Here is a 22067-nt window from a genome sequence, read left to right on the forward strand (position 1 = left end):
CCCTGTAGTGCATTCATGTGAGTGACAGGCGATGGGTATCCCTTATAACGCAAAAAACCCGGCCAAGGCCGGGTTTTTATTAATCCACTAAAATTATTTAATTTTAGCTTCTTTGTAGATCACGTGCTGGCGGACAACTGGATCGAATTTCTTCAGTTCCAATTTTTCCGGCTTAGTACGCTTGTTCTTCGTGGTGGTATAGAAGTGACCAGTACCAGCAGAAGAAACCAGCTTGATCTTCTCGCGAACACCTTTAGCCATGATGCAGTTCCTTAATACTTCTCACCACGGGCACGCAGATCGGCCAAGACCGTCTCAATACCCTTCTTATCGATAACACGCATACCTTTAGCAGATACACGCAGCGTTACAAAGCGCTTCTCAGCCTCAACCCAAAAACGGTGTGAGTGCAGGTTCGGCAGAAAACGGCGTTTGGTCGCGTTCATTGCGTGGGAACGGTTGTTACCGCTCACCGGGCGCTTGCCAGTAACTTGGCAGACTCGGGACATGTCTATTCTCCAAAAATCAAATCAGCTCGAGCTTCGTATAGGGTATGGCCGCCTCGTCAGGCTTTTAGAGCCCATCTCAGCAAACTTCATACTGAGGAGACTCTCGTCATCAGGTCAGAAACCACACATCAGGTTAGAAACCTGCTGAGATAGGCTCTTACGCCAAACCCAAGATTCTCAAAGGTGGCGTAGTATACGCTCTGAAGCGTAAGTGCTCAAGTCCCGAACAGCTAAAGATCCCACAAGGATCGCGAAAAAATCGCTTAAAGCCATCCGCGCTCGGCAAAAGAGACGCATTCACCCCGACCTATCACCAAATGATCGAGCACTCGGATCTCCAATAACAGGCAGGCATTAACCACTTGCTCTGTTATTAGACGGTCGGCATGACTGGGTTCAGCCTTACCCGAAGGATGATTATGCGCCAGAATAATGGCGGCCGCATTAGCCTTCAACGCTTCGCGCACAATTTCTCTCGGGTATACGACAACGCTGCTGATGGTACCAGCAAACATCTCCTGATGGCGAATAACACGGTGCTGATTGTCTAAAAACAATACCAAAAACACTTCTCGCTCATGGTGGGCCAGCAGACTTTGCAAATAATGCTGGGTCATTTTGGGATTCAGCATGGCATTTTCCTTTGCCAGATGGCTGGAAAAGAAGCGGAACGCCAACTCGGAAATGGCCTGTAGTTGGGCATAGCTGGCATTACCCAACCCCTTGTAACTACAGAAAACCGAATGATCCGCTGACATCAGATGATAAAGCGAGCCAAACTGCACTAGTAGCTCTTCCGCCAACTGCATAACATGCACGCCAGGAAAACCCGTACGTAAAAAAATGGCCAACAACTCCGCATCGGACAATGCCGACGCACCGTAGCGCAACAATTTTTCCCGTGGCGCCAGCGTATCCGGCCACAAGGTGATTACCTGACTGCTCATCATCGTCTCCCGAAAACGCCACAGCATGCCATGTGACAAAGGAGCCGACGACAGGTGCTTGATAACATTGCGAAGTGCTGCGCAATGCATGATGTAACGGGGTGCAGATACAGCGGAATCGATCACCCATCTGGCGGTTATGCTAAAATGGCACATCTTTCGGATTCAATCGGACAATCATGATGACGGGACTCTCCGGCAAACATATTGTACTGGGTATCAGTGGCGGTATCGCCGCTTACAAATGCCCAGAACTGGTACGCCGCCTGCGTGACAGAGGCGCGGAAGTGCGTGTGATAATGACCAATGCAGCGAAAGCCTTTATTACGCCGCTGACGCTGCAGGCCGTATCCGGCTACCCGGTCTCAGATGATCTGTTGGATCCCGCAGCCGAAGCCGCGATGGGCCATATCGAGCTCGGTAAATGGGCGGACCTGGTCATACTGGCCCCGGCCACCGCCGACCTGCTGGCGCGTGTCGCCGCTGGCATGGCCAACGATCTGCTGACGACGGTTTGCCTGGCCACCGCAGCGCCGATCGCCGCTGCGCCTGCCATGAACCAACAGATGTACCGCGCCGTCGCCACCCAGGCCAACCTGCAAACACTGCAGGCACGCGGTATGCTGCTGTGGGGGCCGGATAGCGGTAGCCAAGCCTGTGGCGACGTCGGCCCGGGCCGCATGATTGATCCGCTGGATATCGTTGAACTGGCAAACAATCATTTCTCCGCACCGCAAGATCTGCAACATTTGAAGATTATGCTCACCGCCGGTCCAACACGTGAAGCGCTGGACCCGGTACGTTTTATCAGCAACCACAGCTCCGGTAAAATGGGTTTTGCCATAGCTCGTGCCGCCGCAGCACGTGGCGCGCAAGTCACGTTGATTGCCGGACCGGTGAACCAACCGACGCCACCACATGTCACTCGGGTAGATGTCATCAGCGCGTTGGAAATGGAACACGCTGTGCAGCAACGCGCCGCCCAACAGGATATTTTTATTTCCTGTGCGGCCGTGGCCGATTACCGTGCCGAACAGATTTCCGATGAAAAAATAAAAAAACAGGGTGATGAAATCATCCTCAAAATGGTAAAAAACCCCGATATCGTTGCAGGCGTCGCAGCGATGACGAAAAAACGTCCCTTTGTCGTGGGGTTTGCCGCCGAAACCCAGAATGTGGAAGAATACGCGCGACAAAAACTGGCGCGTAAGAAACTGGATTTAATTTGCGCTAATGATGTATCGCTTGCAGAGCATGGGTTTAACAGCGACACCAATGCCTTGCACCTTTTTTGGCAGGATGGAGAAAAGCGCCTGGCGCTGAGCGACAAAGCACTCCTTGGCCAACGTTTAATAGACGAGATAGTCAGCCGTTATGATGAAAAAAATCGACGTTAAAATCCTCGACCCGCGTATCGGAAAGGATTTCCCTTTGCCGACCTACGCAACCCCAGGCTCCGCAGGCCTCGATCTGCGTGCCTGCCTGGACAACGCCGAAGAACTGGCTCCGGGTGAAACCAAGTTGCTACCTACCGGTTTGGCTATCCACATCGCCGACACGGGTCTGGCTGCGGTGATCCTGCCGCGTTCCGGTTTAGGTCATAAGCACGGTGTGGTACTAGGCAATCTGGTCGGCCTGATCGACTCTGATTACCAGGGCCAATTGATGGTTTCTGTCTGGAACCGTGGCCAAAAATCCTTCACGATTGAACCTGGTGAACGCATCGCACAGATGGTGTTTGTGCCTGTTGTACAAGCCGAATTCAATCTGGTTGAAGAGTTCGACAGCAGTGAACGTGGTGAAGGTGGCTTTGGCCATTCCGGTCGCCAATAAGCACTGCCCGATACCTAAGTGCCGACAAGGAAACGTCGCCTGAAACCTTGCCACCTCGGAGAGAAGGACATCTCTACGGCAAGGTTTGGCCGACAACGATTACAGCGCATACCAGGGCGCACGGAGAATACAGGTCGTTAAGGCCGCTGACCCCAGCATCGTAAAAAAGCTATCACATAAGCCCTACAGAGAACTCTCTGTAACGGCCGGTGCCCGGGTTTCCGAAAGTCTAAGCAGTTTTAGCAAGGGTCTAATCAGACATGGCAGAAAAAGAAAATACCAAAAGGAACCGGCGCGAGGAAATACTGCAGGCATTAGCCCAGATGCTGGAATCCAGCGACGGCAACCAGCGTATTACCACCGCTAAACTTGCCGCTAACGTCGGAGTCTCCGAAGCTGCGCTCTACCGGCACTTTCCAAGCAAGACACGGATGTTCGACAGTCTGATCGAATTTATTGAAGACAGCCTGATAACGCGCATCAACCTGATCCTGCAGGATGAAAAAGAGACTTTTAACCGCCTGCGTCTGATTCTGTTGCTGGTACTGGGATTCGCCGAACGCAACCCTGGCCTGACGCGTATCATGACAGGTCACGCACTTATGTTTGAGCAGGATCGACTGCAGGGGCGAATCAACCAGCTGTTTGAACGCATTGAGGCACAACTGCGTCAGGTACTGAAAGAACGCAAGCTACGGGAAGGTAAAGGTTTTATCGTAGATGAAACGCTGTTGGCCAGCCAGTTACTGGCGTTCTGTGAAGGCATGCTGTCACGCTATGTGCGCTCCGAATTCCGCTATCGCCCAACACAAGAGTTCGAAGGACGCTGGCCGCTACTGGCGGCACAGCTGCAATAAAATTCAAACCGGGCGCGTTTTGGCGCGCCCGGCTGAATGATACTTGCTTAAACCCCGTACTGCTCGCGATAGGCCCGCACCGCCGCCAGGTGATCTGCCATTTCCGGTTTTTCTTCCAGATAAACAATCAAATCCTTCAGCGTCACGATGGAAATCACTTTGCAGTGATAGTCGCGCTCAACTTCCTGAATAGCGGAGATATCCGCACGGCCACGTTCTTGACGGTCAAGCGAGATCAGTACCCCGGCCAATGTTGCGCCACCTGCACCAATGATTTCCATCGATTCACGGATCGCCGTGCCGGCAGTGATCACATCGTCCACCAACATGACACGGCCCTGCAGCGGGCTGCCCACCAGCGTCCCCCCTTCACCGTGAGTTTTGGCCTCTTTACGATTAAAGCAGTAAGGCACATCACGGTCATGGTGTTCCGCCAGCGCAACCGCCGTGGTCGTGGCAATAGGAATGCCTTTGTAGGCCGGGCCAAACAGCAAATCAAACTCGATGCCAGAATCAATCAATGCTTCGGCGTAGAAACGCCCTAACAGCGCAAGATCACGCCCGGTATTAAACAGGCCGGCATTAAAGAAATACGGGCTGGTGCGGCCGGATTTCAGGGTGAACTCGCCGAATTTCAATACCTGCTTGTTAAGCGCGAACTCGATAAACTGGCGCTGATAGGCTTTCATTACTGCTTCTCCTCGTCTGGTCGGTTAGATCTGTTAATACTGCCGCCCGATCGCCGGGCGTAAAAAAGGCGACCCTTGAGTCGCCTTAATAATTAGTCTGCCAGCGCCGCTTTCTGCGCCTGGAAGATGGTATCGATGCCCCCTCGGGCCAGCGCCAACAGCGCCAATAGCTCATCGTGGCTGAACGGCTCGCCCTCGGCGGTGCCCTGCACCTCGATCATGCGGCCATCTTCCATCATCACTACATTCATATCTGTTTCTGCTGCGGAGTCCTCGACGTACTCCAAATCGCACAGCGCTTCGCCGTTAACGATACCAACGGAGACCGCAGCAACCAGCCCTTTCATCGGGTTAGCTTTCAGCTTGCCGTTGGCCACCAGCGCGTTTAATGCGTCTGCCAGTGCAACGCATGCACCAGAAATAGACGCAGTACGGGTACCGCCGTCAGCCTGCAAGACATCGCAGTCAAGAGTAATGGTGAACTCACCGAGCTTCTTCAGATCAACCGCCGCACGCAGCGAACGGGCGATCAAACGCTGAATTTCCAGCGTGCGGCCGCCTTGCTTGCCTTTGGCAGCTTCGCGGGCATTACGGCTGTGGGTGGAGCGCGGTAACATACCGTACTCAGCGGTGATCCAGCCTTGACCCTGACCTTTCAGGAAGCGCGGAACGCCCTCTTCTACTGTGGCGGTGCACAAAACTTTGGTATCGCCAAACTCAACCAGCACTGAGCCTTCAGCGTGTTTGGTATAGTGACGGGTCAGTGTCAGTGGGCGAACTTGTTGTGGTGCTCTGCCTGCAGGACGCATGGGCTCTCTCCGGCTTCTAATCAACGTTTGGCTGCGCATTATACGGGCTTCGTGACGTAATGCCTATCCTGCCCGCAGGTCCAACGCTATAATCGGTTCATCTTTTCCTATTACGGGTACGCATCAATGATCCGCAGCATGACCGCCTACGCCCGGCGTGAAATCAAGGGTGAATGGGGCAGCGCAGCTTGGGAGCTGCGTTCCGTGAACCAACGCTATCTAGAAACCTACATCCGCCTGCCGGAACAATTCCGCAGTCTGGAGCCGGTGATCCGCGAACGTATCCGTGGTCGCCTGACCCGTGGCAAGGTGGAGTGCAACCTGCGTTTCGAACTGGATCCGAGCGCACAAAGCTCAATGATCCTGAACGAAAAACTGGCTAAGCAACTGGTTGAAGCTGCCAACTGGGTAAAAATGCAGAGCGACGAAGGGGAAATTGACCCTATCGACGTACTGCGTTGGCCTGGCGTTATGTCCGCCCAAGAGCAGGACCTGGACGCCATCAGTGCACAGCTGATGCAAGCGCTGGAAGGCGCACTGGATGACTTCATCGTTGCTCGTGAAAGCGAAGGTACTGCACTGAAAGCGTTGATCGAACAGCGTTTGGACGGCGTCAGCGCCGAAGTGGTCAAGGTACGCGCCCAGATGCCAAACATTTTGCAGTGGCAGCGTGAACGTCTGGTCAGCAAGCTGGAAGAAGCTCAGGTTCAACTGGAAAACACCCGTCTGGAACAAGAACTGGTGTTGATGGCGCAACGTATTGACGTCGCCGAAGAGCTGGATCGCCTGGAAGCCCACGTAAAAGAAACGCACAACATCCTGAAGAAGAAAGAAGCCGTGGGCCGTCGCCTCGACTTTATGATGCAGGAGTTCAACCGCGAATCCAACACGCTGGCATCCAAGTCCATCAATGCCGAAGTGACCACTTCAGCCATCGAGCTGAAAGTGTTGATCGAGCAGATGCGCGAACAGATCCAGAACATCGAGTGATAGATTTATTCATTCGCTAAAGCCCGCATCAGCGGGCTTTTTTATGCCTATATTCTGGGTATCACGAATTCCCATCGTTTATACAATCGTCGTTAAGTCAGTAAACATCGCGAACCACGAAGAAAAAACCGCCGTATCCGGCGTGGGGATTGGCTTTGTTTATGAAAAACTGTGACAAAGAGGGCTCCGGAGGCGATTGGCAGCTTATCTCGCTAGCAGAAAGTATTTTATTCCAATTATCACCTAAGGTAATGAAAGGTGGGCCAAGCTGTGGCTAAATGTGATTTTTCCCGCCCGTTTAGCCGTACGGACTCTTTATGCCGCAAATTCTGCAATTTATTTTTGCCCTGGTAGTGATCATCGCCCTGGCACTACTGGTCAGTAATGACCGCAAGAAAATTCGACTACGTTATATTATTCAGCTTTTGGTCATTGAAGGCGCACTCGCCTATTTCTTCCTGCATTCAGAAAGCGGCCTTAGCGTCATCAAACACGTTGCCGGTTTCTTTGAAACACTACTGACCTATGCTGCACAGGGCTCCGATTTTGTGTTTGGTGGCATGAGCAAGGACGGACTGGCGTTTATCTTCCTGGGTGTTTTATGCCCGATTATCTTTATTTCTGCGCTAATAGGTATTTTGCAGCACTTCCGCATTCTACCGCTGATTATCCGTCTGGTCGGTACCCTGCTGTCCAAGGTTAACGGCATGGGCAAGCTAGAATCGTTCAACGCCGTCAGCACATTGGTGCTTGGGCAGTCGGAAAACTTTATCGCCTACAAAGGCATCATCGGCGATATTTCGCCTCGCCGCATGTACACCATGGCAGCAACTGCCATGTCGACGGTATCTATGTCCATCGTGGGTGCCTACATGTCGATGATCGATGCACAATACGTGGTAGCTGCGTTGATACTTAATATGTTCAGCACCTTTATCATCTTGTCGATCATCAACCCTTATCAGTTGGACGATGAACCCGAACTGAAACTGAGCAAGCTGCATGAGGATCAGAGCTTCTTTGAAATGCTGGGCGAGTACATCTTGGCGGGCTTCAAAATCGCGATGATTATCGCTGCCATGCTGATCGGTTTTATTGCGCTGATTTCTGCGGTCAATGCCCTTTTCTCTGCCGTATTTGGCATCAGCTTCCAGCAGATCCTGGGTTATGTATTCTATCCACTAGCCTGGCTAATCGGCATCCCGGCGCCGGATGCGCTGCGGGCAGGCAGCATCATGGCGACCAAGCTGGTAGCCAATGAATTTGTGGCAATGATTGAACTGAAGAAAATTGCAACAGAACTAACACCACGCGGCCTGGGCATCCTGTCGGTATTCCTGGTGTCCTTCGCCAACTTTGCTTCTATCGGCATTGTCGCAGGTGCAATCAAAGGGCTTAACGAGCGGCAAGGCAACGTAGTGTCTCGTTTTGGTCTGAAGCTGGTTTACGGTTCAACCCTCGTTAGCCTGCTTTCAGCAGCAATCGCCGGGCTGGTCCTGTAAACAAATATCCCGGCCTGCGGGCCGGGATTTAGTCAGAACGCAACACACACTGGCGCATCCACGCGCATCACGGAATCCTGCGCAAACTGTTGCTTATAGCTGCTCCGTAGCATCTCAATATTGGTTTCACTTTCCTTACCCTGCGCATGAATCAGCATCAGCGCTTTACTGTTCTCACGGGCCAACTTACCGTCATTACCTAACCATTGCCCTTTGGCGTCAAATATCGACAACCCGTCTTTAAAGCGTGGCGTCACCTGCCGATCAACAAAACTCTGCCACTCTGTAGCGCTAATCACCGGCCCTGTCGGACGATTCAGGCCAAAATAAAGCGTAGTCTGCGTCATGGGATCGCCAACACGGCAGGTTGCCATTGTTTGCTGCGTATTGTTCTTAGCTGGAGCAACACAGCCGTTCAACATGAAGAACGCAGTTACGACCATCATCAGCAGGGGCGTTTTTTTCATTTTATCTTTATGTTCCTCATTGAATGTCATCATTATCAGAAATCTATCGCCAGCGCGTAGAACGAATGTAAGAAGCATAGTTAGCAACAGAAACTAACGCGAAATACCTAATGCTTCCACGAATAAATAAAGGTGTTGAAAGGCGTTGAACAAGTAAAGCAAACCACAAAAGGATTAATTAAAGTAATCCGAAATGTCATCGGTTAGAAAAACTCAGTAGCGGCATACCCCGCCGGCGATTACCCTTTCACCATGACACTCATTCCCGCCCATTCTGTGAATACCTTATGTTATTGAGCATTCTTTATATCATCGGCATCACTGCCGAAGCCATGACCGGTGCATTGGCTGCTGGCCGCCGACAAATGGATATGTTTGGCGTAATCATTATCGCTTCGGCCACCGCAATCGGCGGCGGTTCAGTACGCGATATGCTGCTCGGTCATTTCCCACTGGGATGGGTGAAACATCCTGAATATATCGTTATCGTTGCGATTGCGGCGATTGTGACCACCTGGTTGGCACCGCTAATGCGGCACCTGCGTCGTCTGTTCCTGGTGCTGGATGCCGTTGGCCTGATTGTGTTCTCAATCATCGGTGCGCAAGTTGCTCTGGATATGGGCCACGGCGCTATCATTGCTGCGATTGCCGCCGTGATCACCGGCGTGTTCGGTGGTGTACTCCGCGATATGCTCTGTAATCGCATTCCACTGGTATTCCAGAAAGAAATCTACGCCGGTATCTCCTTTGCCGCCGCTTGGCTATACATAGGACTGCAACACTTCAGCCTGCCGCACAACCTGGTAGTGGTCATCACACTGGTCGTCGGCCTCAGTGCCCGGTTGATCGCCCTGCGCTTTCGTCTGGGTCTGCCGGTATTTAACTACCAGCATCCGGATCACTAACAGGTGTTATCCTTGGCGAAAAGCCGCTTACTCCCAGGAACTCCAGCGTACTGATCAATGCCAACAGTGGTGGGTGCCGGAGAAAACCAGAAATCTGCTGCGCCCTTTTCTCACCAATACCGGTCATTTTTCGCCACGCCTCAGGGGGCATTTGCTGAGCCTGATGCCAGTTTTTCAACGCCATCGCTTGCTGCGAGGACAGTGGTACACCTAAAGCAATCAGCCAACGCGCGAAAGGCTGCTGTCGTGCCTGCTGAAATTGCCGGTAAATACGCTGTCCACGCTTATCGCCAATACCAGGCGTTGACATCAACTGCTCCGGTGTCAGCGTCAGCCAATCTAACAGATATCGTACAAGCCCCTGATCAATCAGCGCCCTCCACGTGGATTCGCTGACGCCACGAAAACCTAATCCCTGTGAACCACTCAGCCACACCAAACGGGCAAGAAACTGCTGACGGCAATCCGGTCGCCAACTAAAACAACTCAGCGGATGATAATGCTCTGCAGATGGCGCGTTGGGCACTGACCTTTCCGTTCCCCGCCAGACCACCTTACTCAGATGAGGAATGCCGTGTCCCATCAGGCTAATCGCCACCTGATCACCCGGTACAACTTCCCACTGCCGCCAACGCATCAGTGAACCAAGGTTAACCCGTGCAACCCATTTATCATCCAACCTGATGGGATCAAGTCTCAGCATCACAGCAACTTTGCCGGTACGCCCCACGTTGAAATCGATGCCCTTGACCCGTGCGATCTGCTGCGCCGGGGGATATTTCCAGGCAACAGCCCAATCAGCAGGTCTCGCTTGCCAGTACCGGCCCTGCGGTGAGCGTGCTTGATGAATCACCACCCCATCAGTGACAAAAGGCAAAGCGGCTTGATACCAATGCTCTCGCCATTGCTGTACTTCTGCCAATGATGTCACCGGTTGCGAATACGCCAAAGCAAGGGGAAAGCCCATTCCAGCAAGTTGCCGAAAACGCTGTGCCATATCCTGTGGGCCATCCGGCCACGCCCAGACAAACAGACCAATCTGCTGCAGTACTGGCGACAGCGTATTTTTCATCAGGGCCCCGGCCACTTTGGAACGCGCGTTGATGCCACCATGAATTTTTTGTTGATGACCGTTCACCTTCAGGAACAACTCCCCCTGTAGCGTCAACGTCTGCGGTGCGCCATTAACGTTGGTCGGCACCGCCGGAATGGCACGCACTTTTTCCAGCCAGTTCTCCCCCTTTAGCCCATTCCCTCTGCTGATAGCAGAAACCAGGGTGCCGTCACGATAAACCAGCGTAATTGCTACGCCATCCACCTTTGGCTGGATCCAGAGATCACGACGACCGTTTAACCATTGGGCCACAGCCACAGAATCCGGCAGTTTGCGCAACCCGGTATGCGCAACGGGATGTGGGACCTTGCCTGGAGGTAAAAGCGGGGTGAACTCATCTTCTGGCACTGCCCCAGCACACCGTTGCCACATCTGCAGTTTTTTCTGCAAGCCGTCATACACCTCATCCTCAACTAAACTGTTGCCCTGCTGGTGATACGCCACATCCCAACGCTCAAGCTGATTTTTTAGCGTACTAATCTCCAGTTGTAGTCGCTCTGGCCGCCACATGGGACAACTTTCCGCCCACAGAACCCTACTGAACATTAATCCGCATAACAGGATCATTCCGCTACGCATGGCACCTTTGTACATTGTGCACCTCCCTGATAACCGGCAGTAAAACCAGAAAGTCAGGAGGCGACAATCGCCAATCAGCCGTTCCATAACGCAGTTCGAGAAAGGTTTGGCACATTGCAGAAAACTGAAGATATTTAGCGATACGCTGCGCAAACCTGCCAGTTTGAGGTTTTTTCAGCACAAAGCGACGGGCAAAATGCGAGCTAACGCTGCACCCGACGCGTTAGCCGTGTATACTGTGCGGAGAAAATACACATCCGCTGTTATTGGCATATCAACCGCTATCAACGAACATCATCATGGCTCAAGGCACGCTTTATATTGTCTCTGCCCCTAGCGGCGCAGGGAAATCAAGTCTGATTCAGGCTTTGTTAAAGACGCAACCGCTGTACGACACGCAGGTTTCGGTTTCGCACACCACGCGCAATAGCCGCCCAGGTGAACAGCACGGCGAACATTACTTCTTTGTTTCAAGGGATGAGTTCTGCCGAATGATTGAGCAGGATGCGTTTCTTGAGCACGCCGAAGTGTTCGGTAACTATTACGGTACGTCACGTGCGGCTATTGAGCAGGTGCTGTCGACCGGCGTAGACGTTTTTCTGGACATCGACTGGCAAGGCGCACAGCAAATCCGCGCCAAAATGCCGCAAGCGCGCAGCATCTTTATTTTGCCGCCGTCGAAGGAAGAACTTGGCCGTCGCCTGCGTGGTCGCGGGCAAGACTCTGATGAAGTGATCGCCAAGCGCATGGCGCAAGCTGTGGCAGAAATGACACACTACGCAGAGTATGATTATTTAATCGTGAACGATGATTTCGATCTGGCCCTGTCCGATCTGAAGACCATTATTCGCGCCGAACGCCTGCGTTTAGGCCGCCAATTACTGCGGCATGACGCTTTAATCAGCAAACTATTGGCAGACTGAAGACAGTTTCAGTATTATGCCCAGTCTTTTCGTCACCTGTGGAGTAGCACAAATATGGCACGCGTAACTGTTCAAGACGCTGTAGAGAAAATTGGTAACCGTTTTGACCTGGTGTTGGTCGCTGCTCGTCGGGCACGTCAAATCCAGACTGGCGGTAAAGATGCACTTGTTCCAGAAGAAAACGACAAGTACACCGTTATCGCACTGCGCGAAATCGAAGAAGGCCTGATCACCAGCCAGATCCTCGATGTTCGTGATCGTCAGGAGCAGCAAGAGCAAGAAGCCGCAGAAATTCAAGCGGTTACCGCGATTGCTGAAGGTCGTCGTTAATTAGACTGCGAGTCTGCCTTTGTACCTGTTTGAAAGCCTGAATCTGCTGATTCAACGTTACTTGCCTGAGGAGCAGATTAAGCGCCTCAAACAGGCATACCTCGTTGCACGTGATGCTCACGAGGGACAGACACGCTCCAGCGGTGAGCCCTACATTACTCACCCGGTCGCCGTGGCCTGTATTCTGGCGGAAATGCGTCTCGATCATGAGACGCTGATGGCAGCCCTGCTGCACGACGTCATCGAAGACACCCCGGCTACCTATCAGGATATGGAACAGCTATTCGGCAAAAGTGTCGCCGAATTGGTTGAAGGCGTATCCAAGCTCGACAAACTGAAATTCCAGGATAAAAAAGAAGCTCAAGCGGAAAACTTCCGCAAGATGATCATGGCGATGGTGCAAGATATCCGCGTCGTGTTGATCAAGCTGGCCGACCGTACGCACAATATGCGCACCCTCGGTTCGCTACGCCCTGACAAACGGCGGCGTATTGCGCGTGAAACCCTGGAAATATACAGCCCTCTGGCCCATCGTCTGGGTATTCACCACCTTAAAACCGAGCTGGAAGAGCTGGGCTTTGAGGCGTTGTACCCAAATCGCTACCGCGTCATCAAAGAAGTGGTGAAAGCCGCGCGCGGTAACCGTAAAGAGATGATCCAGAAGATTCTCGCCGAGATCGAAGGGCGACTGACCGAAGCCGGTATTCCTTGCCGCGTCAGCGGTCGGGAAAAACACCTGTATTCCATCTACCTCAAGATGCACCTGAAAGAACAGCGTTTCCATTCGATTATGGATATTTACGCGTTCCGTGTGATCGTGAAGGAAGTCGATACCTGTTACCGCGTATTGGGCCAGGCTCACAGCCTGTATAAACCACGCCCGGGTCGGGTAAAAGATTATATCGCCATTCCCAAAGCCAACGGTTATCAATCGCTGCATACTTCATTGATCGGCCCGCATGGTGTGCCGGTAGAGGTGCAGATCCGTACTGAAGATATGGATCAGATGGCCGAAATGGGGGTTGCTGCGCACTGGGCTTATAAGGAAAAAGAACAGGGCGAAACCGGCACGACTGCACAAATCCGTGCCCAGCGCTGGATGCAAAGCTTGCTGGAACTACAACAAAGCGCCGGCAGCTCGTTTGAATTTATCGAGAGCGTAAAATCCGATCTGTTCCCAGATGAGATTTACGTTTTCACCCCAGAAGGCCGCATCGTTGAATTGCCTGCTGGAGCCACGCCGGTCGACTTCGCCTATGCGGTACACACTGATATTGGCCATGCCTGTGTCGGTGCGCGAGTTGATCGCCAGCCGTATCCGCTGTCGCAGTCACTGACCAGCGGCCAAACGGTTGAAATCATCACGGCTCCGGGTGCACGACCAAACGCAGCCTGGCTCAACTTTGTTGTCAGCTCAAAAGCACGAGCCAAAATTCGTCAGATGTTGAAAAACCTCAAGCGTGACGACTCAGTCGGCCTTGGCCGCCGTTTGTTGAATCATGCATTGGGCGGCAGCCGCAAACTGGCAGAGATCCCACAAGAAAATATCCAACACGAGTTGGATCGCATGAAACTGGCGACGCTGGACGATCTGCTGGCAGAAATTGGTCTGGGTAACGCCATGAGCGTAGTGGTAGCGAAAAACCTGCAAGGCGACCAATCCAATCTGGGTACGTCCTCTGGGGTTCGTAACCTGGCAATTAAGGGCGCCGATGGCGTACTGATTACCTTCGCCAAATGCTGCCGACCAATTCCAGGTGACCCGATTATCGCCCACGTCAGCCCAGGTAAAGGCTTGGTAATCCACCATGAATCCTGCCGGAATATCCGCGGCTACCAGAAAGAGCCTGAAAAATTCATGGCGGTAGAGTGGGACAAAGACATCGAGCAGGAATTCATCGCCGAGATCAAAGTGGACATGTTTAACCATCAGGGAGCACTGGCCAACCTGACAGCTGCAATCAATGCGGCTGAGTCCAATATTCAAAGCCTGAATACCGAAGAGAAAGACGGTCGGGTTTACAGCGCCTTTATCCGCTTAACCACCCGTAATCGCATCCATCTGGCAAATATTATGCGTAAAATCCGTATTATGCCGGATGTTATTAAAGTTAACCGTAACCGAAATTAGCGCCTATGAGCCCTGAACGCTATGCGCGGATTTGTGAAATGCTGGCAACCCGGCAGCCGGATCTGACGGTCTGCCTGGAACAGGTGCACAAACCGCATAACGTCTCCGCCATTATCCGTACCGCCGACGCCGTCGGCGTGCATCAGGTACATGCAGTATGGCCAACCACGCGCATGCGAACCCTGGTCTCCTCCGCAGCAGGCAGCAATAGCTGGGTCAATGTAAAAACCCACCGCACCATCACCGACGCAGTGACCCACCTGAAAAGTCAGGGTATGCAAATTCTGGCAACTAACCTTTCAGATCGCGCAGTGGATTTCCGCGAAGTGGATTACACCCGCCCTACCTGCATTTTGCTGGGTCAGGAAAAAACCGGTATTACCGAAGAAGCTCTGCGGCTTGCCGATCAAGACATCGTTATTCCAATGATCGGTATGGTGCAATCACTCAACGTCTCCGTCGCCTCAGCACTGATCCTGTATGAAGCACAACGTCAGCGACAAAATGCCGGCCTGTATCGCCGCGAGCGCAGCATGCTCGATGAAGAAGAACAGCAGCGTCTGTTGTTCGAAGGCGGTTACCCGGTGCTAGCCAACGTGGCAAAACGTAAAAAGCTGCCACGTCCGCACATTGACGAACAAGGTCAAGTGATCGCCGATGCCGAATGGTGGGCAACCATGCAAGCCACGGTACGCAAATGAAAGGCCGCCTGCTGGATGCTGTCCCACTGACCACACTTTCCGGGGTTGGAGCCAGCCAGGCGGGGAAACTGGCCAAAATTGGCCTGGAAACCATTCAAGATCTGCTGCTCCACCTGCCGTTACGCTATGAAGACCGTACCCGGCTTTATCCAATAAACGACCTGCAACCAGGTATCTTTGCCACGGTAGAAGGCGAAGTTCTGCGTACTGACATCAGTTTTGGTCGGCGGCGCATGCTAACTTGCCAGATCAGTGACGGCACCGGCCTGCTCACCATGCGTTTCTTTAACTTCAATGCGGCGATGAAAAATAGCCTGGCAACAGGTCGTCGCGTAACCGCCTATGGCGAAGTTAAACGCGGTAATCATGGCGCAGAGATTATTCATCCTGAATACCGTATTCAGGGGGAAAGCAGCGAGGTTGAGCTGCAAGAATCATTGACGCCGGTCTACCCAACCACCGAAGGCATACGACAGGCCACGCTTCGCAAACTCACCGATCAAGCACTGGAGTTGCTGGATACCTGTGCGATTACCGAGCTACTGCCATCGGAGTTGAGCGGTGGCTTAATGAGCCTGCCAGAGGCATTACATGCTCTGCATCGCCCACCGCCGGATATCCAATTGGCAGATTTGGAGCTGGGTAAACACCCAGCGCAAAAACGTCTGATCATGGAAGAATTACTGGCACATAACCTCAGCATGCTGGCGGTGCGCGCCGGTGCACAAAGTTATCAGGCGCTCCCCCTGATGCCGGACGATCGGCTTAAAAAACAATTCCTCACTCAGTTGCCCTTTGCACCTACTGGTGCACAAGAACGCGTGGTGGCCGACATCGAAGCCGATATGCAAAAAGGCTTCCCAATGATGCGTCTGGTGCAAGGCGACGTTGGCTCCGGCAAAACGCTGGTAGCGGCACTGGCGGCACTGCGCGCCATCGCCCACGGTAAGCAGGTGGCATTAATGGCGCCCACCGAATTGTTGGCCGAACAACACGCCAACAATTTTCGTCAGTGGTTTGAACCGCTGGGGTTGGAGGTCGGCTGGCTGGCTGGCAAGCAAAAAGGCAAGGCGCGTATCGCGCAGCAAGAAGCGATTGCCAGCGGGCAGGTGTCGATGGTGGTTGGTACGCACGCCATTTTCCAGGAACAAGTACAATTTTCAGGTCTGGCGTTAGTGATCATTGATGAGCAGCACCGGTTTGGCGTACACCAGCGCCTAGCGCTGTGGGAAAAAGGTGAAGAGCAAGGCTTCCATGCCCATCAGTTGATCATGACCGCCACGCCAATCCCACGCACACTGGCGATGACTGCCTATGCCGATCTCGACACGTCAGTGATAGATGAACTGCCACCGGGCAGAACGCCAGTCACTACCGTCGCCATTCCCGACACACGACGTGCCGATATTATCCAGCGGGTAAAAAGCGCCTGCATGGAAGAAGGCCGGCAAGCGTACTGGGTGTGCACACTGATAGAAGAATCTGAGCTGTTGGAAGCCCAAGCGGCAGAAGCCACGTGGGAAGAGCTGAAAACCGCGCTACCCGATCTGAACGTTGCGCTGGTGCATGGTCGCATGAAGGCGCAAGAAAAACAGGCGGTGATGCAGGCTTTTAAACAGGGCGAATTGCAACTACTGGTGGCAACGACAGTGATTGAAGTTGGTGTCGATGTGCCCAATGCCAGCCTGATGATCATCGAAAACCCAGAACGGTTGGGACTGGCACAATTGCATCAGTTACGCGGCCGCGTAGGCCGTGGCGCCGTGGCTTCACACTGCGTTCTGTTGTACAAAACGCCGTTGAGCAAAACCGCACAGAAGCGTCTGCAAGTACTGCGGGACAGCAATGACGGCTTTGTTATTGCCCAGCGCGATCTGGAAATTCGCGGACCAGGCGAACTCTTGGGTACACGCCAAACCGGCAGTGCTGAATTCAAAGTGGCTGATTTACTACGCGACCAAGCGATGATCCCGGAAGTACAACGCGTCGCCCGCCATATACATCAACAGTACCCGGAACATGCCCGTGCGCTGGTTGAACGCTGGTTGCCGGAAAAGGCACGTTATTCCAATGCCTAACCTCCTGCTATAGAAAAGGGCGCCAATTGGCGCCCTTTTCGTTTATGACAACAACAACTCAGCCAATCGCTGGAAATACCGGCAGCAGCAGATACAGCTTAATCACAATCGCGTTGGCGATATCAATAAAGAACGCCCCCACCATAGGGACCACCAGAAACGCGAGATGCGATGGGCCGAAACGATCGGTAATCGCCTGCATATTGGCGATCGCCGTAGGCGTGGCGCCCATACCGAAGCCGCAGTGGCCTGCAGCTAATACCGCAGCATCGTAATTTTTGCCCATCACACGATAGGTGACGAAAATCGCGTACAACGCCATCACCAGCGTCTGCACCGCCAAAATCGCTAACATCGGCAATGCCAGGGAAGCCAGTTCCCACAACCGCAGGCTCATCAACGCCATCGCCAGGAACAACGACAGGCTAACGTTGCCCAGTACCGACACGGCTCGCTCAAACACGGTATAGAAACCCGTGAAGGCCAGTGTGTTACTGAGGATCACACCAACAAACAGCACACAGACAAAGTTTGGCAGTTCAAACACCGTGCCATTCAGTAAGCCAGAGATCAGCTGACCCAGGCTCAAACAGATGGCAATCATCGCTATGGTTTCAATCATGACCAGCGAGGTAATTAAACGGCCACTTTCCGGTTTTTCAAAACCGCTTGGCTGAACGCTGTCATCCGGAGAGCCTTCTGGTGTAGAAGAATGCTTCACCAGGTAACGCGCCACCGGACCGCCGATCAGGCCGCCCAATACCAACCCAAAGGTGGCGCAGGCCATCGCAACTTCCGTGGCATTTTCAAAGCCGTAACGCTCAATGAACAACTTACTCCAGGCCGCCCCGGTACCGTGGCCGCCGGAAAGGGTTATGGAACCGGCGATCAGACCCATCAACGGATCCAGACCAAGCATTTTCGCCATGCCGATGCCGATAGCGTTCTGCACCAGCAGCAAACCCAGCACCACAAACAAAAATACCATCAATGCCTTGCCGCCCGCGCGCAACCGCGCCAGGTTGGCATTGAGACCAATAGTGGCAAAGAAGGCCAGCATCAACGGGTCTTTCAACGACATATCGAAGCTGATTTCCCAGTTTGCGAGCTTTTTCAGCGCTAATAACAGAATAGCCACCAGCAAGCCACCGGCGACAGGTGCGGGAATGGTGTATTTTCTTAACAAAGGAATACTGGTGACGCATTTGCCCCCAAGGAGCAAAACCAGTGTTGCCGCGACTAACGTGCCATAAGTATCAAGATGAAACATCCAGGTACTCCATGTAAGGGGAAAGATCCAATTAATAAATAATAAGTTATAGAAAACCGCTTAGTTTTTAAAACTTGATGAGTGCAGGATTAGAAGTAAAAAACGCTGATAATACAAGAAAAAATGAATGAAAATGCGACATAACCGTCGATTCTGCTAACAGAATATTAACGCGCAACCGTTTGCTTTTATGGGGCAAATCATTAAAATGCCTGCTTTGCCGTTTCCGGAAATGCCACATCATGACCATGCCATCTGCCGAGCTCGATGCAGTGCAAAAAGCATCCTCAACGCCTCGCAATAGCGAACTCATTTATCGTCTGGAAGACCGACCACCACTGCCGCAAACTCTGTTTGCCGCCGGTCAGCACCTGCTGGCGATGTTTGTTGCGGTGATCACCCCAGCTCTGTTGATCTGTCAGGCATTAGGTCTACCGGCACAAGACACCCAGCACATCATCAGCATGTCGTTATTTGCTTCCGGTTTGGCCTCTATTTTGCAAATTAAAACCTGGGGACCGGTCGGTTCTGGCCTGCTATCGATTCAAGGCACCAGCTTTAACTTCGTTTCACCGCTGATTATGGGTGGACTGGCACTGAAAAACGGTGGCGCCGATGTCCCTACCATGATGGCAGCACTGTTTGGCACATTGATGGTCGCCTCCTGCACCGAAATCCTGTTATCTCGCGTACTGCATCTGGCGCGCCGCATCATCACCCCGCTGGTATCTGGCATTGTGGTGATGATTATCGGTTTGTCGCTGATCCAGGTCGGACTGACCTCCATCGGTGGCGGCTATGCCGCGATGAATGATCACAGCTTCGGCGCGCCAAAAAACCTGATGTTGGCCGGCGCCGTACTCTTGGTCATTATTCTGCTTAATCGCCAGCGTAACCCGTACCTTCGCGTCGCCTCGTTGGTGATCGCCATGGCGGTTGGTTACCTTCTGGCATGGGCAATGGGGATGTTGCCAGAAACCCAGCCTGCCACCGAAACAGCGGCGATTATCATCCCAACACCGCTGTATTACGGTTTGGGCTTTGACTGGAACCTGCTGCTACCGCTGATGCTGATCTTTATGGTCACGTCATTGGAAACCATTGGGGATATCACCGCGACCTCTGACGTATCGGAACAACCGGTCAGCGGCCCGCTGTACATGAAACGCCTGAAGGGCGGCGTGCTCGCCAACGGCCTGAACTCTATGCTGTCCGCAGTGTTCAATACTTTCCCCAACTCATGCTTCGGTCAGAACAATGGTGTGATCCAACTGACAGGTGTTGCCAGTCGCTATGTGGGGTTCGTAGTGGCGTTGATGCTGATCGTGTTGGGCTTGTTCCCGGCAGTAGCCGGTTTCGTCCAGCACATTCCTGAACCGGTCTTGGGCGGTGCGACCCTTGTGATGTTCGGCACCATTGCCGCGTCGGGTGTACGCATCGTGTCACGTGAACGACTGAACCGCCGCGCGATCATGATCATGGCGCTCTCACTGGCCGTTGGCATGGGTGTCTCTCAGCAACCACTGATCTTACAGTTCGCGCCGGACTGGCTGAAAACCCTGCTCTCTTCTGGCATTGCTGCCGGTGGTATCACCGCTATCGTGCTGAACCTGATATTCCCGCACGAACACGAAAAACAATAACTGTCACACAGCTTGTCAAACGGCCGCTTGCGGCCGTTTTTTATTGCCTATCAGACCATTGCACTTGAGATGCCCAGCTAATTACGGCATAAACAGGGTATCTTTTTTGACCGACGCGGATGTAGACGATGAAATTTATCGGGAAACTGTTGCTGACGTTGCTACTGCTGGTAGTGCTGGCCATTGCATTGTTGTACGTCATCGGGCAAACCCGTTGGGCTGCGGGCTGGTTAAGCCGCTGGGTCAGCGATCATAGCGAATATCGCCTGTCGGTGGCGAAACTCTCTCACTCATGGGGTCAACCCGGCCAAATCAGTCTGGAAGATGTCCAGTTGGCTAAAAAAAATCAGCCGCCATCACTGGTCGCCAAACGTCTGGACCTGGGTCTCAGCCTGCGCCAAATTACCGAGCCGCGTTATTTCCATAGCGTAACATTGCGCGACGGTACGCTTAACCTCCAACAGCAAGACGCGGGATTGCCAATACAGGCCGATGTATTGCAACTGAGCAATATGGCGCTGCAATCCAACGATGAAACCTGGCAGCTCAACGCGCAACAGGTCAATGCTGGCATCACACCATGGCAACCCAACGTCGGCCACCCCTTGGGCGAAAACAACCAGTTCCAGTTCAGTGCGGGCTCAATGACACTGAACGGCATCCCCGCCTCGCAAGTCCTGGTACAGGGCGAGCTTAAACAAAACCAGTTGCTCCTAAGTAACTTCGGTGCCGATTTGGCGCAAGGTGATTTGACGGGTGTAGCCACCCGCAGCGCCGACGGCAGCTGGCAGGTGGAGCGACTGCGTCTGAGCGGTGTGCGTCTGCAGACGCCACTCACGCTGGAACAGTTCTGGCAACGCTTTACCGCCATGCCACCAATTACGCTTAAACGTTTTGATTTGATTGATGCACGGCTAGAAGGAAAAGAGTGGGCATTCAATGATCTCGACCTGTCACTGCAAAACGTCACCTTCCAACAGGGCGACTGGAGTAGCCCAGACGGCTCGCTCAACTTCAACGCCAGTGATCTAATCGACGGCGGCTTCCACCTGATTGATCCGATCATGAATATGCGGCTCTCACCCGCCGGTATCGCTATTCAGCAGTTCACCACCCGCTGGGAAGGCGGGCTGTTGCGCACCTCGGGCAACTGGCTGCGTGCCAACAACCGACTGCAACTCGATGAGGTGGCTGTCGCGGCACTGGAGTACACCTTACCGAGTGACTGGCGTGCGTTATGGTTACAACCGCTGCCACACTGGTTGGCGGAGGTATATGTCAATAAGTTGACCACCAATCGCAACCTGATCATCGATATCAACCCGGCCTTCCCATTCCAGGTCACCGCCTTGGACGGTTACGGCAGCAACCTGCTGCTGGCACGCGACCACCAATGGGGCATCTGGTCCGGTACGCTCAACCTGAACGGCAGTGAAGCCACCTTCAATAAGATCGACGTTCGTCGCCCATCACTGGCACTAAACGCCAATGACGGGCAGATCAACGTTACCGATCTCAGTGCTTTTATGCCTCAAGGGTTGCTGGAAGCCAAAGCCACCATAGAACAACTGCCGGGCAAACCCTTTACGCTATCGCTGAATGGGCGTTCAGTGCCGGTAAACACGCTGCAGCAATGGGGATGGCAGTCTGTTCCGTTGGAGGGTGATGGTAATCTGCAATTACAGTTGAAGGGCTTGTTGAACAGTGATGGGCCATTTAAGGCTTCATTGCAGGGCCAGTTGCAGGCCACCGCACGTGACGGTCAGACGGTTAACCAACAACTGCCTTAA

At 53.1% G+C, this 22067-nt stretch carries 21 protein-coding genes; 13 read left to right on the top strand and 8 right to left on the bottom strand.

Features of this window, described 5'->3' with window-relative positions; translation table 11 throughout:
* Positions 1 to 93: 93 nt before the first annotated feature.
* From rpmG to radC, 3 genes are all read right to left on the bottom strand, one after another.
* Positions 94 to 261, bottom strand: a complete 168-nt coding sequence (gene rpmG, locus SGBXF1_RS23535) for a 50S ribosomal protein L33 (RefSeq protein ID WP_004392084.1) — start codon at positions 259 to 261, stop codon at positions 94 to 96.
* A gap of 11 nt (positions 262 to 272) precedes the next feature.
* Positions 273 to 509 carry a 50S ribosomal protein L28 gene (rpmB, locus tag SGBXF1_RS23540; protein ID WP_004931195.1) on the bottom strand — a complete coding sequence of 79 codons (237 nt, stop codon included), beginning with the start codon at positions 507 to 509 and terminating at the stop codon, positions 273 to 275.
* Between the two features lie 263 nt (positions 510 to 772).
* A complete protein-coding gene (radC, locus tag SGBXF1_RS23545; protein WP_130382882.1) occupies positions 773 to 1456 on the bottom strand; it encodes a RadC family protein in 684 nt (227 codons plus the stop codon).
* A gap of 179 nt (positions 1457 to 1635) precedes the next feature.
* On the opposite strand from radC, the gene coaBC reads away from it, so the two are divergent.
* From coaBC to slmA, 3 genes are all read left to right on the top strand, one after another.
* Positions 1636 to 2853, top strand: coding sequence for a bifunctional phosphopantothenoylcysteine decarboxylase/phosphopantothenate--cysteine ligase CoaBC (gene coaBC, locus SGBXF1_RS23550; protein WP_037421738.1), 1218 nt, complete (start codon positions 1636 to 1638; stop codon positions 2851 to 2853).
* Positions 2831 to 3289: a dUTP diphosphatase gene (gene dut / locus SGBXF1_RS23555; RefSeq protein WP_037421741.1), complete on the top strand. Its 459-nt coding sequence runs from the start codon at positions 2831 to 2833 to the stop codon at positions 3287 to 3289. Before coaBC ends, dut begins: the two co-directional genes overlap by 23 nt.
* A 260-nt stretch (positions 3290 to 3549) precedes the next feature.
* Positions 3550 to 4146 carry a nucleoid occlusion factor SlmA gene (gene slmA, locus SGBXF1_RS23560; RefSeq protein WP_037421744.1) on the top strand — a complete coding sequence of 199 codons (597 nt, stop codon included), beginning with the start codon at positions 3550 to 3552 and terminating at the stop codon, positions 4144 to 4146.
* Between the two features lie 47 nt (positions 4147 to 4193).
* Here the strand turns inward: slmA and pyrE are convergent, their stop codons facing one another.
* Together pyrE and rph are read right to left on the bottom strand one after the other, a co-directional pair.
* Entirely contained in the window at positions 4194 to 4835 is a 642-nt protein-coding gene (pyrE, locus tag SGBXF1_RS23565; protein ID WP_037421748.1) for an orotate phosphoribosyltransferase, read from the bottom strand.
* A gap of 92 nt (positions 4836 to 4927) precedes the next feature.
* Positions 4928 to 5644: a ribonuclease PH gene (gene rph, locus SGBXF1_RS23570; RefSeq protein ID WP_012147518.1), complete on the bottom strand. Its 717-nt coding sequence runs from the start codon at positions 5642 to 5644 to the stop codon at positions 4928 to 4930.
* A 126-nt stretch (positions 5645 to 5770) separates the two neighbouring features.
* Between rph and SGBXF1_RS23575 the strand changes: the two genes are divergently transcribed.
* The gene (locus SGBXF1_RS23575; protein WP_037421751.1) at positions 5771 to 6634 is read left to right on the top strand and encodes a YicC/YloC family endoribonuclease; all 864 of its coding nucleotides are present in this window, start codon (positions 5771 to 5773) and stop codon (positions 6632 to 6634) included.
* 317 nt (positions 6635 to 6951) lie between these two features.
* Entirely contained in the window at positions 6952 to 8136 is a 1185-nt protein-coding gene (locus tag SGBXF1_RS23580) for a NupC/NupG family nucleoside CNT transporter (RefSeq protein WP_044554880.1), read from the top strand.
* 32 nt (positions 8137 to 8168) lie between these two features.
* Here the strand turns inward: SGBXF1_RS23580 and SGBXF1_RS23585 are convergent, their stop codons facing one another.
* Positions 8169 to 8603 carry a DUF3574 domain-containing protein gene (locus SGBXF1_RS23585; RefSeq protein ID WP_186427625.1) on the bottom strand — a complete coding sequence of 145 codons (435 nt, stop codon included), beginning with the start codon at positions 8601 to 8603 and terminating at the stop codon, positions 8169 to 8171.
* 287 nt (positions 8604 to 8890) lie between these two features.
* Here SGBXF1_RS23585 and SGBXF1_RS23590 point away from each other — a divergent pair, with 287 nt between their 5' ends.
* A complete protein-coding gene (locus tag SGBXF1_RS23590; RefSeq protein ID WP_037421757.1) occupies positions 8891 to 9508 on the top strand; it encodes a trimeric intracellular cation channel family protein in 618 nt (205 codons plus the stop codon).
* On the opposite strand, the gene ligB is transcribed toward SGBXF1_RS23590, so the two are convergent.
* A complete protein-coding gene (gene ligB / locus SGBXF1_RS23595; RefSeq protein ID WP_420329909.1) occupies positions 9483 to 11189 on the bottom strand; it encodes an NAD-dependent DNA ligase LigB in 1707 nt (568 codons plus the stop codon). The genes SGBXF1_RS23590 and ligB overlap by 26 nt on opposite strands.
* A gap of 311 nt (positions 11190 to 11500) precedes the next feature.
* Here ligB and gmk point away from each other — a divergent pair, with 311 nt between their 5' ends.
* The 5 genes from gmk to recG are packed head-to-tail and all read left to right on the top strand — an operon-like array spanning position 11501 to position 17364.
* On the top strand, positions 11501 to 12124 hold the full coding sequence (gene gmk / locus SGBXF1_RS23600; RefSeq protein WP_037421762.1) for a guanylate kinase: 624 nt from the start codon (positions 11501 to 11503) through the stop codon (positions 12122 to 12124).
* 54 nt (positions 12125 to 12178) lie between these two features.
* Positions 12179 to 12454, top strand: a complete 276-nt coding sequence (gene rpoZ, locus SGBXF1_RS23605) for a DNA-directed RNA polymerase subunit omega (protein WP_004953385.1) — start codon at positions 12179 to 12181, stop codon at positions 12452 to 12454.
* A 19-nt stretch (positions 12455 to 12473) separates the two neighbouring features.
* A complete protein-coding gene (gene spoT, locus SGBXF1_RS23610; protein ID WP_037421765.1) occupies positions 12474 to 14585 on the top strand; it encodes a bifunctional GTP diphosphokinase/guanosine-3',5'-bis pyrophosphate 3'-pyrophosphohydrolase in 2112 nt (703 codons plus the stop codon).
* A gap of 5 nt (positions 14586 to 14590) precedes the next feature.
* Positions 14591 to 15286, top strand: coding sequence for a tRNA (guanosine(18)-2'-O)-methyltransferase TrmH (gene trmH / locus SGBXF1_RS23615; protein WP_073963493.1), 696 nt, complete (start codon positions 14591 to 14593; stop codon positions 15284 to 15286).
* On the top strand, positions 15283 to 17364 hold the full coding sequence (gene recG / locus SGBXF1_RS23620; protein WP_186427627.1) for an ATP-dependent DNA helicase RecG: 2082 nt from the start codon (positions 15283 to 15285) through the stop codon (positions 17362 to 17364). Before trmH ends, recG begins: the two co-directional genes overlap by 4 nt.
* 58 nt (positions 17365 to 17422) lie before the next feature.
* Here the strand turns inward: recG and gltS are convergent, their stop codons facing one another.
* Positions 17423 to 18634 (bottom strand): sodium/glutamate symporter, encoded by a 1212-nt coding sequence (gltS, locus tag SGBXF1_RS23625; protein ID WP_037421771.1) that lies wholly within the window; start codon positions 18632 to 18634, stop codon positions 17423 to 17425.
* 242 nt (positions 18635 to 18876) lie between these two features.
* Here gltS and SGBXF1_RS23630 point away from each other — a divergent pair, with 242 nt between their 5' ends.
* Both SGBXF1_RS23630 and SGBXF1_RS23635 read left to right on the top strand, forming a co-directional pair.
* Positions 18877 to 20277 carry a nucleobase:cation symporter-2 family protein gene (locus SGBXF1_RS23630; RefSeq protein ID WP_061808578.1) on the top strand — a complete coding sequence of 467 codons (1401 nt, stop codon included), beginning with the start codon at positions 18877 to 18879 and terminating at the stop codon, positions 20275 to 20277.
* Between the two features lie 128 nt (positions 20278 to 20405).
* Positions 20406 to 22067 carry an AsmA family protein gene (locus SGBXF1_RS23635; RefSeq protein ID WP_186427628.1) on the top strand — a complete coding sequence of 554 codons (1662 nt, stop codon included), beginning with the start codon at positions 20406 to 20408 and terminating at the stop codon, positions 22065 to 22067.

This window comes from Serratia grimesii (assembly GCF_900186025.1).
Taxonomy (GTDB): Bacteria; Pseudomonadota; Gammaproteobacteria; order Enterobacterales; family Enterobacteriaceae; genus Serratia; species Serratia grimesii.

Bases quoted from the DNA above. Each gene is read 5' to 3' on its own strand.
- SGBXF1_RS23630 (WP_061808578.1), top strand. From the start codon at position 18,877: ATGACCATGCCATCTGCCGAGCTCGATGCAGTGCAAAAAGCATCCTCA.
- ligB (WP_420329909.1), bottom strand. From the start codon at position 11,189: ATGATCCTGTTATGCGGATTAATGTTCAGTAGGGTTCTGTGGGCGGAA.
- recG (WP_186427627.1), top strand. From the start codon at position 15,283: ATGAAAGGCCGCCTGCTGGATGCTGTCCCACTGACCACACTTTCCGGG.
- slmA (WP_037421744.1), top strand. From the start codon at position 3,550: ATGGCAGAAAAAGAAAATACCAAAAGGAACCGGCGCGAGGAAATACTG.
- coaBC (WP_037421738.1), top strand. From the start codon at position 1,636: ATGATGACGGGACTCTCCGGCAAACATATTGTACTGGGTATCAGTGGC.
- SGBXF1_RS23580 (WP_044554880.1), top strand. From the start codon at position 6,952: ATGCCGCAAATTCTGCAATTTATTTTTGCCCTGGTAGTGATCATCGCC.
- SGBXF1_RS23575 (WP_037421751.1), top strand. From the start codon at position 5,771: ATGATCCGCAGCATGACCGCCTACGCCCGGCGTGAAATCAAGGGTGAA.
- rph (WP_012147518.1), bottom strand. From the start codon at position 5,644: ATGCGTCCTGCAGGCAGAGCACCACAACAAGTTCGCCCACTGACACTG.
- gmk (WP_037421762.1), top strand. From the start codon at position 11,501: ATGGCTCAAGGCACGCTTTATATTGTCTCTGCCCCTAGCGGCGCAGGG.
- pyrE (WP_037421748.1), bottom strand. From the start codon at position 4,835: ATGAAAGCCTATCAGCGCCAGTTTATCGAGTTCGCGCTTAACAAGCAG.
- SGBXF1_RS23585 (WP_186427625.1), bottom strand. From the start codon at position 8,603: ATGAAAAAAACGCCCCTGCTGATGATGGTCGTAACTGCGTTCTTCATG.
- dut (WP_037421741.1), top strand. From the start codon at position 2,831: ATGATGAAAAAAATCGACGTTAAAATCCTCGACCCGCGTATCGGAAAG.
- trmH (WP_073963493.1), top strand. From the start codon at position 14,591: ATGAGCCCTGAACGCTATGCGCGGATTTGTGAAATGCTGGCAACCCGG.
- radC (WP_130382882.1), bottom strand. From the start codon at position 1,456: ATGAGCAGTCAGGTAATCACCTTGTGGCCGGATACGCTGGCGCCACGG.
- rpoZ (WP_004953385.1), top strand. From the start codon at position 12,179: ATGGCACGCGTAACTGTTCAAGACGCTGTAGAGAAAATTGGTAACCGT.
- rpmG (WP_004392084.1), bottom strand. From the start codon at position 261: ATGGCTAAAGGTGTTCGCGAGAAGATCAAGCTGGTTTCTTCTGCTGGT.
- gltS (WP_037421771.1), bottom strand. From the start codon at position 18,634: ATGTTTCATCTTGATACTTATGGCACGTTAGTCGCGGCAACACTGGTT.
- rpmB (WP_004931195.1), bottom strand. From the start codon at position 509: ATGTCCCGAGTCTGCCAAGTTACTGGCAAGCGCCCGGTGAGCGGTAAC.
- SGBXF1_RS23590 (WP_037421757.1), top strand. From the start codon at position 8,891: ATGTTATTGAGCATTCTTTATATCATCGGCATCACTGCCGAAGCCATG.
- SGBXF1_RS23635 (WP_186427628.1), top strand. From the start codon at position 20,406: ATGAAATTTATCGGGAAACTGTTGCTGACGTTGCTACTGCTGGTAGTG.